General features: G+C 53.2%; 17 protein-coding genes. 5 read left to right on the top strand and 12 right to left on the bottom strand.

From position 1 onward, the window contains the following. The first annotated feature begins 73 nt into the window (after window positions 1–73). On the top strand, window positions 74–322 hold the full coding sequence (locus CSTAT_RS01850) for a hypothetical protein (RefSeq protein WP_075722282.1): 249 nt from the start codon (window positions 74–76) through the stop codon (window positions 320–322). A 54-nt stretch (window positions 323–376) separates the two neighbouring features. Here the strand turns inward: CSTAT_RS01850 and CSTAT_RS13895 are convergent, their stop codons facing one another. The 3 genes from CSTAT_RS13895 to CSTAT_RS01835 form a co-directional block, all read right to left on the bottom strand. Further along, entirely contained in the window at window positions 377–502 is a 126-nt protein-coding gene (locus CSTAT_RS13895; protein WP_083640881.1) for a type II toxin-antitoxin system RelE family toxin, read from the bottom strand. 45 nt (window positions 503–547) lie between these two features. Then, complete coding sequence (locus tag CSTAT_RS01840) at window positions 548–799, bottom strand: type II toxin-antitoxin system prevent-host-death family antitoxin (RefSeq protein WP_075722281.1); 252 nt, start codon at window positions 797–799, stop codon at window positions 548–550. A gap of 69 nt (window positions 800–868) precedes the next feature. Continuing rightward, window positions 869–1,981 carry a UDP-N-acetylmuramate dehydrogenase gene (locus tag CSTAT_RS01835; protein WP_066792337.1) on the bottom strand — a complete coding sequence of 371 codons (1,113 nt, stop codon included), beginning with the start codon at window positions 1,979–1,981 and terminating at the stop codon, window positions 869–871. A 24-nt stretch (window positions 1,982–2,005) separates the two neighbouring features. Here CSTAT_RS01835 and CSTAT_RS01830 point away from each other — a divergent pair, with 24 nt between their 5' ends. The 3 genes from CSTAT_RS01830 (at window position 2,006) to CSTAT_RS01820 (ending at window position 4,236) form a co-directional block, all read left to right on the top strand. Then, a complete protein-coding gene (locus tag CSTAT_RS01830; protein ID WP_066792336.1) occupies window positions 2,006–2,497 on the top strand; it encodes a DUF2505 domain-containing protein in 492 nt (163 codons plus the stop codon). A 47-nt stretch (window positions 2,498–2,544) separates the two neighbouring features. Then, on the top strand, window positions 2,545–3,357 hold the full coding sequence (locus CSTAT_RS01825; RefSeq protein WP_075722280.1) for a class I SAM-dependent methyltransferase: 813 nt from the start codon (window positions 2,545–2,547) through the stop codon (window positions 3,355–3,357). 69 nt (window positions 3,358–3,426) lie between these two features. Next, window positions 3,427–4,236: an LmeA family phospholipid-binding protein gene (locus CSTAT_RS01820; protein WP_066792334.1), complete on the top strand. Its 810-nt coding sequence runs from the start codon at window positions 3,427–3,429 to the stop codon at window positions 4,234–4,236. Here CSTAT_RS01820 and CSTAT_RS01815 read toward each other — a convergent pair. The 8 genes from CSTAT_RS01815 to CSTAT_RS01780 all read right to left on the bottom strand — a co-directional run bounded on the left by CSTAT_RS01815 (window position 4,233) and on the right by CSTAT_RS01780 (window position 11,479). Further along, window positions 4,233–4,757, bottom strand: a complete 525-nt coding sequence (locus CSTAT_RS01815) for a hypothetical protein (protein ID WP_075722279.1) — start codon at window positions 4,755–4,757, stop codon at window positions 4,233–4,235. The genes CSTAT_RS01820 and CSTAT_RS01815 overlap by 4 nt on opposite strands. Window positions 4,758–4,850: 93 nt before the next feature. Next, complete coding sequence (locus CSTAT_RS01810) at window positions 4,851–5,150, bottom strand: DUF2516 family protein (protein ID WP_066792332.1); 300 nt, start codon at window positions 5,148–5,150, stop codon at window positions 4,851–4,853. Window positions 5,151–5,291: 141 nt separating this feature from the next. After that, complete coding sequence (locus tag CSTAT_RS01805) at window positions 5,292–5,885, bottom strand: CGLAU_01105 family protein (protein ID WP_075722278.1); 594 nt, start codon at window positions 5,883–5,885, stop codon at window positions 5,292–5,294. Between the two features lie 86 nt (window positions 5,886–5,971). Beyond that, window positions 5,972–7,369, bottom strand: a complete 1,398-nt coding sequence (locus CSTAT_RS01800) for a DUF445 domain-containing protein (RefSeq protein ID WP_075722277.1) — start codon at window positions 7,367–7,369, stop codon at window positions 5,972–5,974. A 120-nt stretch (window positions 7,370–7,489) separates the two neighbouring features. Beyond that, entirely contained in the window at window positions 7,490–7,864 is a 375-nt protein-coding gene (locus CSTAT_RS01795) for a hypothetical protein (protein WP_066792329.1), read from the bottom strand. 60 nt (window positions 7,865–7,924) lie between these two features. Next, a complete protein-coding gene (locus CSTAT_RS01790) occupies window positions 7,925–8,674 on the bottom strand; it encodes a succinate dehydrogenase/fumarate reductase iron-sulfur subunit (RefSeq protein WP_066792328.1) in 750 nt (249 codons plus the stop codon). Further along, window positions 8,674–10,689 carry a fumarate reductase/succinate dehydrogenase flavoprotein subunit gene (locus CSTAT_RS01785; RefSeq protein ID WP_075722276.1) on the bottom strand — a complete coding sequence of 672 codons (2,016 nt, stop codon included), beginning with the start codon at window positions 10,687–10,689 and terminating at the stop codon, window positions 8,674–8,676. The genes CSTAT_RS01790 and CSTAT_RS01785 overlap by 1 nt, the downstream gene beginning before the upstream one ends. 34 nt (window positions 10,690–10,723) lie before the next feature. Continuing rightward, the gene (locus tag CSTAT_RS01780; RefSeq protein ID WP_075722275.1) at window positions 10,724–11,479 is read right to left on the bottom strand and encodes a succinate dehydrogenase cytochrome b subunit; all 756 of its coding nucleotides are present in this window, start codon (window positions 11,477–11,479) and stop codon (window positions 10,724–10,726) included. A 421-nt stretch (window positions 11,480–11,900) separates the two neighbouring features. Here CSTAT_RS01780 and ramB point away from each other — a divergent pair, with 421 nt between their 5' ends. Beyond that, window positions 11,901–13,310: an acetate metabolism transcriptional regulator RamB gene (gene ramB, locus CSTAT_RS01775; RefSeq protein WP_066792324.1), complete on the top strand. Its 1,410-nt coding sequence runs from the start codon at window positions 11,901–11,903 to the stop codon at window positions 13,308–13,310. A 102-nt stretch (window positions 13,311–13,412) separates the two neighbouring features. Here the strand turns inward: ramB and lpdA are convergent, their stop codons facing one another. Next, complete coding sequence (lpdA, locus tag CSTAT_RS01770) at window positions 13,413–14,825, bottom strand: dihydrolipoyl dehydrogenase (RefSeq protein ID WP_066792323.1); 1,413 nt, start codon at window positions 14,823–14,825, stop codon at window positions 13,413–13,415. Between the last annotated feature and the right edge of the window lie 771 nt (window positions 14,826–15,596).

Genomic DNA, 15,596 nt, shown 5'->3' with positions numbered 1-15,596 from the left:
AACGCCACGCAAGAGAAATTAGCTCCCTCCCGGAATTGGTACTGTGGGAAACCACATCCAACCAGGAGGGAGCTTGTTCATCCTCGTCATTGCCGGCACGTGGATGATCGCGACCACCGGGACATGCTGGGCAATTGGCCCCGTTGAGGAAGAGCCCTATGCCGAGTGTATTGGCATCGGACTTGAGAACACTACCAACCGTTCCTACACTCCTCTTTTGACACAGGTTGAAGAGCCCGTCCAGAACAAAGCTGAGCGGGGTTCAACCTTGGATCTCCTGACAGCTTTTGCTGAATTCGACAAGCATCAGGCTGATAAATAAAAGTACTGCCCACACGTTTGAACCTTGTTGATTGCAAACGTGTGGGCAGTCTTTCTATCGATATATCTCTCTGCGATGCCCCACATTAAGAACGAGAATTATTAGCTGTTTATCTTGAATTTCATAAACCACGCGATAAGAGCCGACCCGAATGCGGTACTCGCCGCTTCCTCCCTGCAGTTCTAAACGACACCGAGTATTTGGATTCGGACATTTGTTTAGAGATTAATCCAGACCGAACTCAGCCTTGAGTTCTTTAAGAGTCATTTCGCCGCCCTCTCGACGGGCAGCCGCAGCAGCGCGGATACCTTCCATATCCTCAAGAGCTTCAATTGCGCGATCGAAGAAATCAGGAGAGACAACGACTGCACGACGGCGAGCCCCACGGCTGAGAATTGAAACGGGCTCACGCTGAGCAGCGTCGAGGTAGCGGCTCTGTTCATTGCGAAACTCGCTGGTAGTTACTTCAGTGCTCATAATTCGATTAGTACATCTTGTACAAGATGTACCACAATAGGCTCTCCTGATTCCCGTTAAATTTTCGCCCTAGATTTCGGTGCCGAGCCAAACTGGTTCAGGAACGAGCTTGACGCCGAATTCATCGAAGACGCCATCGCGAATGGTGCGCGCCAAGTCCACAATGTCCTTAGACGTTGCCTCACCGCGGTTGGTGAGCGCGAGGGTATGGAGCGTCGACAAGCGAGCTTGCGCCTCGATACCAGGGTAACCACGCTTGAACCCGGCGCGCTCAATGAGCCACGCAGCTGAAAGCTTCTTGCCGCCCTCAGCATCGAAGCGTGGCATGGTCTCGGCGACTTCATCGCCAAGCTTGGCGGCAACACGCTGCGCGACCTCGTCGGCCTTTTCTGCCGGCACAATTGGGTTGGTAAAGAAGGAACCCGCAGACCAGGTATCCCTATCGTTGGGATTTAAGACCATACCCTTGCCGCGACGAAGCTCTAATACGGTGTCACGTATCTCCTTGACCGGCCGGCGCTCACCGGGGTTCTCGGTCAGCTGACGGAAGTTCAGCGGTGCGGATAAACCATCGGTAGTCAGCTGCATCTCAATGGCTAATACGACGGCACGCTGGGTAAATTTAATATTCGAGTAGCGATAGCGCAGATTCAACGTGGAGGCTTCAACCCACTCATCAACTTGCGTCTTACGGTCATACAAGCGCACCCAGGTTAAGACATCTGATACTTCGGTGCCATAAGCGCCCACGTTTTGTACCGGTACGGCACCAGCGCGCCCCGGGATACCGGAGAGGCACTCAATGCCGCCGAGGCCTGCATCGACAGCTTCTGCCACCACTTTGTCCCAATTGGCGCCAGCCCCCGCGCGCACAATGCCGGAATCCTGGTTGACCTGAATGTGTGGAAAATCCAGTGAGACCACGACATAATCTAAATCCGCCTGGCCCATGGACGCATCCGCCACCAAAAGGTTAGAGCCATCCCCAACAATGACCAAGGGGATATTTTCTGAATCAAGCACGCGGACGACAAAGCTTGCGGCATCCGCATTGCTACAACGCACGGTGTAGCGGGGTTTTCCGCCCACGCGCAACGTGGTCATGTCGGCGAAAGTAGAAGTGGTATCTATTTCCACGCCGACGAATTCTTTCAGGTGCTGGGTCATTAATTCATCGTTCACCCTTACCAAGGTAGTCTGTTAAGCATGTCAACCCGTAGCGAAAACACCGTAACTATCAATCACCCCATTGAAAAGGTGCACAAGGCATACTCCACCAAGGAATTTTGGGAGTTCATTACCGCCAACCTCTCCCCTGAACCAGGTGAGGTCAACGAGTTCACCACTGAAGAAGTAACCCTGTTCGAGGTTTTGCCAACCACCCTTCTGCCAGAAGCTGTTCGCGCCATGGTCTCTCAGTCTCTGAAGGTCAAGCGCGTGCTCAACATCGGCGGCTTGGATGCGGAGAAGTTCACCACCGCTTTCAACGCTGATGTCAAGGGCACCCCAGTAGATTTCAAGGGCGATATCAACCTGGTTGGCGCAGGCGAGAAGACCGACCTGAACTACACCACTGACGTCTCCATCAACATCCCATTGATGGGTGCTGCTATTGAACCTAAGGTTGCTGAAGCACTAGAAGAGCTCTTCGGCAACGAAGCTAAACTCGCTGATCAGTGGATTTCTGAGAACCTCTAAGGTTTTCTCCACTTCGACTTTTCTAAGCACACGGGCTTTATTTTTCCATGGCCGACCATGCACATAACCTGCGCGCTGACGCGGTTGCTGGTCGGCCTTTTGGCGTTATTACCCGCGGCACCACCAACCACAACCGGCTAAGGCGCTGCGACCGGTGGATGGCTTATCACCCTGAAATCTCCTCCTTGCTGCGCATGACGGATGCACCATTGGCTTTAGATGTGGGCTATGGCGCGTCTTTCACCACCACCGTGGAGTGGGCCCGCTGGCTGCGCACCGTGAATCCGAATGTGCGCGTTACCGGATTAGAGATTAATCCCGAGCGGGTTTTGCCTCCGCGCGATGGCGTGAACTTTGAACTAGGCGGATTCGAATTGCGCAACTACCGCCCGCAGCTTGTGCGTGCCTTTAATGTCTTGCGCCAGTATGACGTGGACCAGGTTCCTGCGGCCTGGGAGTCTGTAACTTCGCGCCTGGCACCGGGAGGTTTCTTCGTCGAAGGCACCTGCGATGAACTCGGGCGACGCAGCACCTGGATTTTATTAGATGCCAATGGCCCTAAGACTTTAACTTTGGCGTGGGACCCATTTGATGTGGAAACTCCCTCGCAATTGGCCGAGCGTTTGCCCAAGGTACTTATTCACCGCAACGTACCGGGCGAGCCAATTTATGAGCTGCTGCAGGCTGCCGACGCCGCCTGGGCGCAAGCTGCTGGTTGGGCCCCGCATGGTCCGCGGATTCGCTGGCGCGAGGCTCGTAAATTGATGATTGCGCAGGGGGTTGCACTCCACCCTATCCGACGTCGAATCCGCGATTGTGTACTCACCGTGGACTGGGACGTTGTAGCCCCTGCAGGTTAGCTGTGAGTTAGCCCCCTGACATGTGCCTCGCGTTGCCCAAAGTAGTGCACATGCGTCACACTGGTAGCTATGGCAAAGACTAAATCAGCGGGCTCAACCGCGTGGAAAATCATCGTCGGCATACTGGTGGTGCTGCTCATCATCGTATTGCTGGCTGAGTTCGGCATGCGTTGGTTCACCGCAAAACAGGTTAAAGAACAATTTCATGCCTCCGCGCAAGCAGATGGCATTGAGGTATCGGAAGAACCCGAGGTTTCATTCGGTTCTTCTCCGCTGATTTTCGGCTTAGCTAAAGGCGAAATCTCCCAGCTGAATTTGCACACGCCATCGACCTTGCAGATTAACGGTGATGTCATTACCGGTCAGCCGGAATCCACCATTGAAATAGAAGGCATGACCGTCTCTGACGATCCCGTTGCGCGACATATGATCGCCGCCACGGTTATTCCAGAGGACTACCTGCTAGTAACGTTCCAAGACTCCATCGCCAATGAGTCTGGGGTGGATATGCTACGCGACGTTGTCGTCACTGATATCACCGCCAATGGTGAATCTGGCGTGCTGGACTTCGAATTGGGCAGCGGGCTCGCCACTATCTCTTTGCGCCCTTCAGCTGCCAATGGTCAGATTCAACTAGAAGCTACTGATTCCACGCTCTTTGGCATGTCCTTGCCAGAACAAGCAACGCAGTCCATCTCTGAAGGACTAAGCAAGGGAATGCAGGAACAGTTCACCGGTGATTTAACAATCGAAGATGTCACCATCATTGACGGCGCAGTGTCTATTCGTGTCTCTGGCGACAACGTCAATTTCAAAGAAATGAATAGCCAGATGTCTCAAACTGTCGATGCAGTGGAAGAACCAGCACCGGCAAGCTAAAGGTCTACCTCGACTATCTCCAGGGGGCTAGCGGCTTCTTCGAAAGCCGGCGCACCGGGGGTGGAGACGATGCGCTGAAATGCCGCCAAGCTCGCTGCCTGTACGGCAGATTGAGCACTTGGCTCAGCATTGGCACCGGCAGGCGCAATAAGCCCCAGCTCAATAGGGTCTGGGCAGGCTTCCCGGATAGTAATGAATTCACTTAAATGCGTATTTGAATCCGTGATGGTGTCATCAACACTGACCCAGATTTCCTCTGCCCCAGATTGCACTGCTAGGCGCGCCTCTGAGGCTTTAATCAGGGTGTGATGCCGGCCCGTGGGATATCCCGCAACACTAACGACAATGACCGGCAGCTGGCTTTCTTTGAGCAACTGAACAACTAGCGTTACCTGCGGCGGATCTACAACGAGGCGAACGCGCTGGTTGCCAATATGCGGCAAAGAACCTAGCTCTTTTACTACCTTTTCTACCTGCTGTGCAGATGCCCCCAGCAGCGATAGAGCATGAAAATCAGACACAGTATTCCCTGCTTACTCGTATAAAAGGACAGGGCGCAGAGTACTCTGCGCCCTGTCCTTTTATGGTTTCTTTTCTCAGAACAGTTCTACTGACTAGTAGTTGTATTCACCGTTGATGATGGAGCGCAACTGCGGCCGCACATCAAACCAATAAACACCGGTGGCTACCGCTCCTACCCAAGACAAAATCGGCAGCGGCAAAATCATTGCGAAAGCAGAGCCGCCCAAGATTGCTGCCCAGATCATCTTCGGCTGACGGTCACCAGCAGGAAAAGCATCCTCCCGGGTCATCACCACCATGATGAGACCAACGATCGCTGCAATAGCGAGCGCGCGAAACAGATTATTCTGGAAGACACTCACGAAAAAAATAAAATTAGTTGCAAAAGCCATGATGCGTCAGTCAAGTCTCAATCATTAAAGGTGGTTCGCGCCCAGAAGTTTCTAGGCGCGCAATACTCTTAGTGATCCTAGCAGCCTAATACCCAATGCACCTAGTGGGCGGTAGAGGGCAAAGAAAGATTGGTGCTCGGACTAAGAATTAGGATTTCCAGTCTGATTGTCAGTGTCATTATCTGAAGAGATAATTTCACCTTCGACCACTTCTGCAGTTGGATCAGCTACGTCATCGCCCTTTTGTGGCTTCGTGTCTTGGGCGTCGTCAACAGACTTTGCGTCTCGGCGCTCATTGATGCGCGACTTGACGTTGTTAACGGCATCGCTTGCTTCTTCGCGCACCACCCCAAAGGCACTGCCAGCTTTTTCTTTAGCTTCACTAAAAGCCTCAGTATCACGGGTACCTTCTGCTGCTCGGCGAACAGATCCACCAATATCCTTCGCAAAATCCGTAGCGCGGTCGAAGAAAGAACCCTTCTTCTCCTCACCCGGAGATTCAACACTTTCTGGAGTTTCGTTACCATCCGCGTTTGCTGCACGGTCTTCGCGGAAACGGTTGGTAAATTCCTTAGCCGCCCCAAGCGCGGACGTACCTGCTGCCTTGAGAGACTCTAAGGTCTCATTCGCACCAGCGTCGGTGTCTTCGTCCTTGCGGTGCTTTGCCCCCTCAGCATCGCGGTCTGCGTTGACTGCGTCATCATAGGAATCATACGGGGATGTTGGGTCTGCCATGATTTTCTCCTCGTTCGCGTTAGTGTGCTTTCCATATTAGCGGCACAGGTCACTCAACGCTCCCGATATTCTTCAATCTGAAAACTTTAGATGCCAAAAAGCAGGTGGTTGACCGTATAGATAGCCAATCCGGCAATCGCACCGACAATCGTGCCATTGAGGCGAATGAACTGTAAGTCTTTGCCCACCATGAGCTCGATTTTGTCTGAGGCTTCGTCTGCATCCCAGCGCTCAATGGTCTCCGAGATGATGCTGGTGACCTCGGACGCATAGTTATCAGCCAAAAATCTTGCAGCACCTTGGATGCGTTTATCCAAAGACTCACGCAGCTGTGGGTCTTCCACGATGTTGGTACCCCACTTCAAGCACAGCTCCACAATCTTTTGCCGCAACATTGAATCGGTAGTTTCAGCTTGGTCGATGATCGCTTCGGCGGCCTTAGCCCAGATAGCTTCCGCTGCACCTTGAACTGGAGTAGAGCCCATAATGTCTGATTTCAAAGACTCCACGCGCGCGATGAGCTCTGGATCGGACTGCAAGTCCGCGGCGAAATTCTTTAACCCGCGGCGAATTGCCTGGCGTGCTTCGTGCTCGTCATCGTTTTTGACATCAGTAACCCATGAAACCAGTTCTTTATAAACGCGCTCTCCTACCAAAGAACGGGCAAAACGTGGCGCCCAGTTGGGCATGCGTTCATCAATTAAGGTGACCACAGAATCTTCCATGGTCAGAACCTTCTTGTGGCTCCAGTCAATAATCTCATTAACGACAGGCTCAACTTTGCCGTCTTCGATAAGCCCTGCAAGCAATTTGCCCAATGGCGGCCCCCACTGTGGCTCCGCGAGTTTGTCAATCAACTGCGATTGAATAAGCAGTTCGGCATCTTTTGGGTCTAAGGCGCGAACTGCATTCGCAGTTAAACGCCCCGCCTCGCGTGCAACCTTTTCTGCGTTGGCTTGCTGCGACAACCAAGTGCCGAGCTTTTCAGGCAGATTAGCCTGGGACACCTTATCGGTAATCAATTCGGCGTTGAGGAAGTTCTCGCCCACAAAATCCGAAAGAGCTTCTCCGACGGAGTCCTTCTTCTCCCGAATCAGGGCTGTGTGCGGGATAGGAATGCCCAAAGGGTGACGAAACAGTGCGGTTACGGCAAACCAGTCCGCCAAACCACCAATCATGCCCGCTTCAGCAGCAGCGCGGACATAACCTGCCCAGGTCGGCGCGCCGCCTTCCTGGTTTTGCCACCAGGAACACGCGAGGAAAATAATCGCGGCGACAATAAGCAATGCCGTAACGAAAATCTTGTGATTTCTTAAGGTACGACGGCGTTGTGCCTCTACCTCCGGTGAGGGGCCCGGAACTTTCCGGAAGTCATCACGCCGTGCCGGCGGCTGGGACTTGGATGGCTTAGTAGCCACCTCCTCGCGCTGCAACGCGATCTCCGGACCGGTTGTTTCCGGGTCTACGGCGCGGTGTTTCCCCATGGTGATGTCTCTCCGAAATCCTTGTTGAAACCTAAAACTTTTAATCCAATTTAGTCTATGCGATCACAAAACCCGCTGGTAAAACCAGCGGGTTCTGCAAGGAGGTGAAAGACCTAAGAACTAGTCTTTACGACCGGTCTCCGCGCGGTACTGACGGTAGTAACGGCGACCGTACCAGATCAAGAAAGAAGCAACTACACCGACAATTACGGTGACAACAATACCAATCCACAGCAGAGTCTGGTGCTGCTGAGCGCTTTGAAGACCGGCTGGCTCTGTCATCACTCCAAGGGCCCAAATCAAGATACCTGCGGGTGGCAGGGTACCCATCAACAAACCCATGCCCAACCAAGTGGAAGTGCGCTGGAGCGAGGAGTGGGGTGCCGACAAGGAGCTAGGGACATAGCCCTCAATGTAAGTATCCTGAATCTTTCCAGAGAACTTAGGGTAGGTCTCGCTGCGGAAGTCAGCTACTGCGGGATTATGTGCACTCATGGCGGCTCATATCTCTTTCTCGTACCTTGTGTATTTCTATTTTCTATAGATAACTATAGCTTAGTCATCCTTGCCGCGGAAAGCTGCACGAGCACGCTCGCGAGTAACAGCTGCCACAGCAGTCAACGGAATACCTGCAGGGCAAACGTCGGCACACTCACCATAGAGGGAGCAGTGACCGAAGTTGGTCTCCAGATCGTCGACCATGTTGCGAGCACGCCGGCCACGCTCGTCCTGACCCAAAGGCATCAGGGACAGGTGAACCAGCTTGGCACCGGTGAACAGGTGCGCTGCACCGTTTGGGCAAGCTGCGACACACGCGCCACAGCCAATGCAGGCCGCGTGGTCCAGAGCAAGCTCTGCGGTCTCGTGGTTCTGGTGCAAGGTGTCTGCATCTGGTGCAGTACCTGCATCCATGGAGACGTAGCCACCCTGCTCCATGACATGGTCAAGAGCGCGGCGGTCAACAACCATGTCCTTGATGACAGGGTAAGCCGCGGAACGGAAAGGCTCCAAGGTTACGGTGTCGCCATCAGTGAACTGGAATAAACGCTGCTGACAAGCAGGAGTGTTTTGTCCAGGACCGTGTGGGCGGCCATTTACGGTCAAACCACAGGTACCACAGATGCCTTCACGGCAGTCAGATGCAAAAGCGAATGGCTCTTCGCCACGCTCAATAATCTGGTCGTTGACGTGGTCCAGAAGTTCGAGGATTGACATTTGTTCTTCGGCGTCATCGACCTGAACGGTCTCAAAGTTACCGTCGTGGGTTGGTCCAGCCTGACGCCAGATCTTTAAAGTCAGCTTCATTACTTGTAGTTCCTAGTCATCAACGGGATCGAATCAAAGTACAGTGGTTCAGCGTGGCGGATGAATTCGCCTTCGGCCGCGCCTGGCTCCCAAGCGGACACGAAGCACCAGTTCTCATCATCGCGCTCAGCTTCGCCGTCCTCGGACAAGTGGTCATCACGGAAGTGAGCACCACAGGACTCATCGCGGTCGAGAGCGTCAATACACATGAGCTCACCGAGGTCGATGTAGTCCGCAACGCGGGCACCGTACTCGAGTACCTGGTTCATGTCATCAGCAGCACCTGGGATACGTACGTTCTCCCAGAAGTCCTTGCGCAGTTCGCGAATCTTTTCAATCGAAGTCTTAAGGTCTTCGACGTTACGAGAAACGCCACAGCCCCAGTACAGGATCTCACCGAGCTGGCGGTGGTAATACGCAGGACCGTGTGGGTTTTCACCACGGATGTTCATCAGCTTGTCGATGCGAGCCTGTGAACGCTCAACAGCTGCCTGCGCCTCTGCAGAATCTTCTGGCAGCTTTTCCTCACCGAGGTGGTTAGCCAAGTAGTGAGGAATGGTAAATGGCAAGGTAAACCAACCATCTACAGATGCCGAAAGCAGGGAGTTAGCGCCTAGGCGGTTAGCGCCGTGGTAGGTCCACGATGCCTCGCCTGCTGCAAACAGACCATCAATGGAAGTCATCTCATTGAAGTCGGTCCACAGACCGCCCATGGTGAAGTGGCAAGTAGGTGCAATACGCATTGGGGTTTCGTATGCAGACTCACCAATTGCTTCCTCATACATCTCAATGAGGTTGGAGTAACGCTCACGGATGGTGTCTTTACCCAGACGCTGGATGGCGTCGCGGAAGTCAAGGTAAACGGAGTTCTTCAGTGGGCCAATGCCGTAGCCGGCATTGATCTGCTGAGAAATAGCACGGGATGCAACGTCACGGGGAACGAGGTTGCCGAACGCTGGGTAGCGGCGCTCTAGGAAGTAGTCACGCTCTTCATCCGGAATGGAGTTCGGATCGCGGTCGTCGCCTTCCTTCTTGGGTGACCAGATGCGGCCGTCATTGCGCAGCGACTCCGACATCAAAATGGTCTTGGATTGCCAAGAAGAGTTCACAGGCAGACCAGTTGGGTGGAACTGAATAAATGCTGGGGAAGCAAAGAACGCACCCTGCTCGTATGCACGCATCAAGGCGCCTGCATTCGAGTTCTTAGCCAAAGTGGACATGTGGTAGACGTTGCCGTAGCCACCGGTACCCAAGACAACTGCGTGGCCGGTGTGAGCCTTGAGCTCACCGGTGATCAAGTTACGGGTAACGATGCCGCCGGCGCGCTTCTTACCGTTGTCCTCAAAGGTAATAACGTCCTGCATATCGTGGTGAGCAAAAAGCTCCACGTTGCCGAGTCCCAACTGGCGGTAAAGCGCAGAGGTCGTCGACAGCTGCAGCTGCTGACCTGTTTGTCCGCGGGTGTAGTAGGTACGGGAGACCTGCACACCACCGAAGGAACGGGTAGCCAAGGTGCCGCCGTATTCACGGGCGAACGGCGCACCGATTGCGTTCATGTGGTCAATAACGCGTGGGGATTCCATCGCCAAGCGCCAGCAGTCAGACTCACGGCAACGGTAGTCGCCGCCCTTAACGGTGTCCTTTGCGTGACGGTAAGCGGAGTCGTTGTCAACCTTCTTCGAGCGTGAAGAGTTCACACCACCCTGCGCAGCAATGGAGTGCGCACGACGTGGGGAGTCATGGTAGGTGAAGACCTTAACGTTGTAGCCCAGCTCGCCAAGTGCTGCCGCTGCTGCACCTGCGGACAAGCCGGTGCCGACAACGAGGACGGTAAACTTACGACGGTTCAGTGGAGACACAAGTTCCATGTGGTCCTTGTGGTAGTTCCACATGTCCTTCATAGGAACGCCGTGTGGCTCGTGGGATTCCAGGATTCGACCGGCAGAAACACCGTCAACGATAGACTTCGGGTGCGAGAAATCTGGGTGCTCGCGCAAGAGTTCAGTATTAGTCATGGGGTTATTCAAACTTTCCTATCAGTCCTGGTTCCTAGCTGACCCAGCCAAAAGCAATGGACAGTGGCATAACAATGTTGCCCAAGCAAACGACGGCGGGAATGACATAAGACAGGAACAAGAAGGTCTGGCGAGTCTTGTAACCGGTCAGGCCCAGGTCATTAGCTGCAAGCTTGATGCCGTGGGTCAGGTGGAAGAAGAGGCACACCATTGCCAGTACATAGAAAATGGTGACTGGCCAGCGGCTAAAGGTTGCCACCATGTTCGCCTTAACAGCACCAGCTACGAAAGCATCTGGAGCAGCTGGAGCTACACCCATGGTCAGGTCCAAGAGGTGGAAGATGATGAAGAGCAACAGCACAACGCCAGTTACCAGCATGGTGCGGGTTGCAAACGAGCTCAGGCCGCCCATCAGGTTGGTGCGCTTGAACTTACCGCGGGAATTCTTGGAACGGCTGTGCAATGCAACCGCGCCATAAATGTGGCCGAACAGGGCAGCAAGCAATACGATGCGGATAATCCACAGCAAAGTACCGTGCGGCAAGAGTGGCTCGCCGATGCTACGCAGGAATTCACCGTAAACGTCAAGCGCTTCTTCACCGCCATGCGCTGGTGCGTAAAGCTTCAAGTTACCGGCCATGTGGCCGACAACGTACAAAGCAAAAAGTAGGCCTGTTACAGCCATGGTCAGCTTCAGCACCCAAGACGGAATTGACGGCTTAGCGCGAAGTGGCTCATTAGTAATGTGGCCGTGATCTATGGCTTCACGGTCCGGATTCTTAACAGTCATGACACCTCCATTGTCGCTAATACCTTACGCAGGAATAACCGGCGTTTACCAGTTGATATAGCTCTTTTCGAAGGTTTTCAGGCACCCCCTTGTTGACACATGCCCATATATAAGGTTAGGGTTACCTTCGTTTCTGGCGATAAATACCGCCGCACGCTTGGGATCGTCCCTTTAAGGAACATTGGCATTGCGTAAAACCTGAGCGGACTGTGAGGTTAAGCACAGGCAATCCCAAGGGTGAGGTATCCACCCCGATCGGTGTCATACTTTAGTAAGTACTCCCCCACCCCTCCCCCTCACTACACCAACGACTTTCAACAAACACCTAATCACGCCCATATTTGCAAATTCGTGAAGCCTAAGTACACAAACTTTGCTAATTTCCTGATAACTGTTATTTGCATTGGGTAACGTTGCCTGCATGAGTAAGACCTACGTGGGCTCCCGGTTGCGACAACTGCGCCGCGAAAGAGACTTAAGCCAAGCTTCGCTGGCAGCTACCTTGGGGTTGTCAGCTAGTTATGTCAACCAAATCGAACATGATGTCCGTCCGTTAACCGTTCCGGTTTTGTTAAGGATTACTGAAGTCTTCGGCGTCGACGCCACATTTTTCTCGCGTGACGATGACTCCCGGTTGCTCGCCGAAATCCAAGACGTCGTTCAGGACAAAGAGCTTTGCCCCACCCCGGTCGAGTTCCAAGAGCTAAGTGAATTGGTGTACAACCACCCCTCGGTTGCTCGCATCATGGTGGATATTCATCGGCGCTACCGCAATGCACGGGACAAGCTTTCTTTAGCTACGGATACACGCCGCACGCGGGATGGTTCGCAGGCTTTATCGATGCCACATGATGAAGTTCGTGATTTCTTCTACGCCCGGCAGAATTATCTTGATGATTTAGATAATGCTGCCGAAGGTCTCTCGTTTGAATTAGGAGTCTCGAAGTTTAGGATTCGCGATACCGAGCGAGCGTTGGTTGCTCGACTGAAGGATAAACACAACGTCGAAGTCATCACAACCTCCCCGCTCGATGGCACGCAACATAGTTTTGATGCCAAGACTGGGGTCCTGGCTTTAGCTAGCCGGCTTACGGAAGGGCAGCGTGCTTTTCGCATGGCTTCGGAATTATCCTTTATGGAAGTGGGTAACATGCTCGATGAGCTCACCGATTCCGAGCCCTTTACTTCTCAAGCCTCTTTGAACCTGGCGCGACGTGGCATCGCAAGCTATTTTGCTGCAGCGACTTTGATGCCCTACGACACCTTCCATACCGAAGCTGAACAGTGTGGATACGATATCGAGTACCTGTGCCAGGCATTCGGCGTCGGTTATGAAACCGTCGCATCTAGGCTCTCTACCCTGCAGCGGCCTAATCAGCGCGGTATCCCATTTACCTTTGTTCGCGTGGATCGTGCGGGAAATATGTCGAAGCGCCAGTCTGCAACCGGCGTACACTTTTCCAATTCAGGCGGCACCTGCCCACTGTGGAATGTGTATGAAACTTTTGCACAGCCCGGTGTTATCTCCCGTCAACTTGCACAAATGCCCGATGGTCGTAACTATTTGTGGGTTGCGCGAGCAATCCGGCACCCGCAAGGGCAATTCAAAGACACCAGCAAAATGTTCTCAGTGGGTCTTGGCTGCGAGGCCCGCCATGCTGACCGCACCATCTATGCCGAAGGGCTCGACCTAAGCGATATGTCTGTTGCCACCCCAATCGGCATCGGCTGCCGTATGTGTCCCCGCGAAAATTGTGCGCAACGAGCTTTTCCAGCAATCAACGAACCCCTGGAAATCGATGCCCACCGCAGTTCGATAGCGCCGTACTAGAAAAATCAACCAAAAAGGCGGTGCACCTACACTGTGTAGGTGCACCACCTTGAAGGTTTTATCCTTCTATTTGATTGTCATCTGCTAAAAGCCGACCGGCTTTTAGAGGTTAATCATGTGGCCAGCGATGCCGTGGGCAGCTTCCTTCATTGCCTCAGACAAGGTTGGGTGGGTGTGGACATTGCGTCCAATTTCCTCAGCCGTTAGGTCGAAGCGCTGTGCCATGGTCAGTTCTGGCAAAAGCTCAGAAACGTTGGCGCCAACCATGTGTCCACCGAGCAGTTCACCGAACTCAGCGTCTGCAACTAGCTTTACAAAGCCAGCGGTCTCAGCCAGGCCTGCTGCCTTACCGTTTGCAGAGAATGGGAAAGTCGCAACCTTTATCTCGCGATCAGCGAACTTTTCCTTAGCCTGCTCTTCGGTGTAACCGAAGGATGCAACCTGTGGGTTACAGAAGGTTGCGCGTGGCATCATCATGTAGTCGCCCAGTTCTTGGGTTTCTGCACCAGCGATGGTTTCTGCGGCAACAATGCCCTGCGCCTCAGCAACGTGTGCGAGCTGCAGCTTAGCGGTGACGTCACCGATAGCGTAGATGCCGTCAACGTTGGTGCGCATGCGATCATCAATGTCGATAGCGCCACGCTCGGTCAACTTCACGCCGGTGTTTTCCAGGCCGTAGCCCTCGGTGCGAGGAGCAAAGCCGATGGAAACCATGCAGCGGTCCACGGTCAAGGTGTCCTTCTTGGAACCATCCTTGGACTCAATTTCAACGGTGACGTCGTCGCCATTGTCCTTGATAGAGGTGGTCTTGTACCCAGTCAAAAGCTTAACGCCAAGCTTCTTGTACTGCTTTGCGATTTCCTTGGAGGCATCCTTGTCCTCGTTTGGAAGAACACGGTCCATGAACTCAACAATGGTGACGTCCACGCCATAGTTCGCAAGAACATAAGCAAACTCCATACCGATGGCTCCTGCGCCGACGATAACCATGGAATCTGGCTTTTCCTCGTCAAGGATCTGCTCTTCGTAAGATACGATGTTGCCGCCAATCTCTACGCCTGGCAGAGAACGAACAACAGAGCCGGTAGCAATGATGGCGTTATCAAAGGTAATGGTCTTACCCTTGTCGTTGCCCTCGGTAATCTCGAGGGTCTTAGCGTCCTTAAAAGAGCCAAGTCCGTCAATTTCGGTAATCTTGTTCTTCTTCATCAGGTAGTGGACACCCTTGACGATGCCCGCAGAAACCTTACGGGAACGCTGGTGTGCGACTCCGAAGTCGAAGCTCACGTCGCCGGAGATGCCAAAGGTCTTAGCCTCATGGTTGAAGGTGTGCGCTACTTCAGCATTCTTAAGCAGTGACTTGGATGGGATACAACCAACGTTCAAGCACACACCGCCCCAGTACTGCTTTTCTACTACCGCAACCTTCTTTCCCAGCTGCGCTGCACGGATGGCGGATACGTAGCCACCAGGGCCCGCACCGATTACTACTACGTCATAATGTTCATTAGTCACGCCTACTAGGGTACTTAAATCGTTATTGAAATGTCTGCATCGGGATGACTTATTCGCCTTTTGTTAGCCATTTCTGGGCCCTGACGCGCAAGCACTGGGGATAAAACAACAAAACCACCCAGTTGGACTGGGTGGTATGTGGGAACCTATCACCCCAAAATGAGGTAAATAGTCACGGACGACTGCTCACGCAAATGTCTCTGAAGGGGCTAGATCCACCCAAGCATCAAAGCCAGGTTCGAGGATGCAGCGGAACCCATATGCACGAATGGGCCGATAGCGGTGGTGAAGGCAACGATCAAGTTATCGAGGAAGCTCATGTGATGTTCTTTCGTATTGTGTGGATTTACCGGTGGCGACCTATCGTGCGCGAATGTGGTCAACATTAGCATCCAGCTAACGCTCAGACTCACACTGCATTTCAAGGTTTCGCGTTGACATTTAGTACTAACGATTGAAATGCCGGGGTTGTTACCCCAGCAAAAGAAAAGACCCTAAAGTCAGCGCGTCAAGCTTTGCCCAGAAGCCAAAATTGAGATTTGGTCCATGATAAATGAACTTTTCGGTTTTGGGATTCGGTCCACGCGCCGTCAAGAGCCTGAAAAGATTATGACATATTTGTCACATTCGCACCAGCAGTCCTGCCATTCTACTGTTAAGCTGTCTGTGTCCCTTCTCTTATGCTCCATCTTTGCTAGAAGTCATACAGGTTTCTTTAACAGGCTTTTGAGAAACTCCCCTTTCCAGCTCCAAAGCCCGTTAGCCTAGGAG

Source organism: Corynebacterium stationis, assembly GCF_001941345.1.
Taxonomy (GTDB): Bacteria; Actinomycetota; Actinomycetes; order Mycobacteriales; family Mycobacteriaceae; genus Corynebacterium; species Corynebacterium stationis.
The sequence above is the reverse complement of the archived record's forward strand: the minus strand, read 5'-3'. Positions and strand labels throughout refer to the sequence as shown.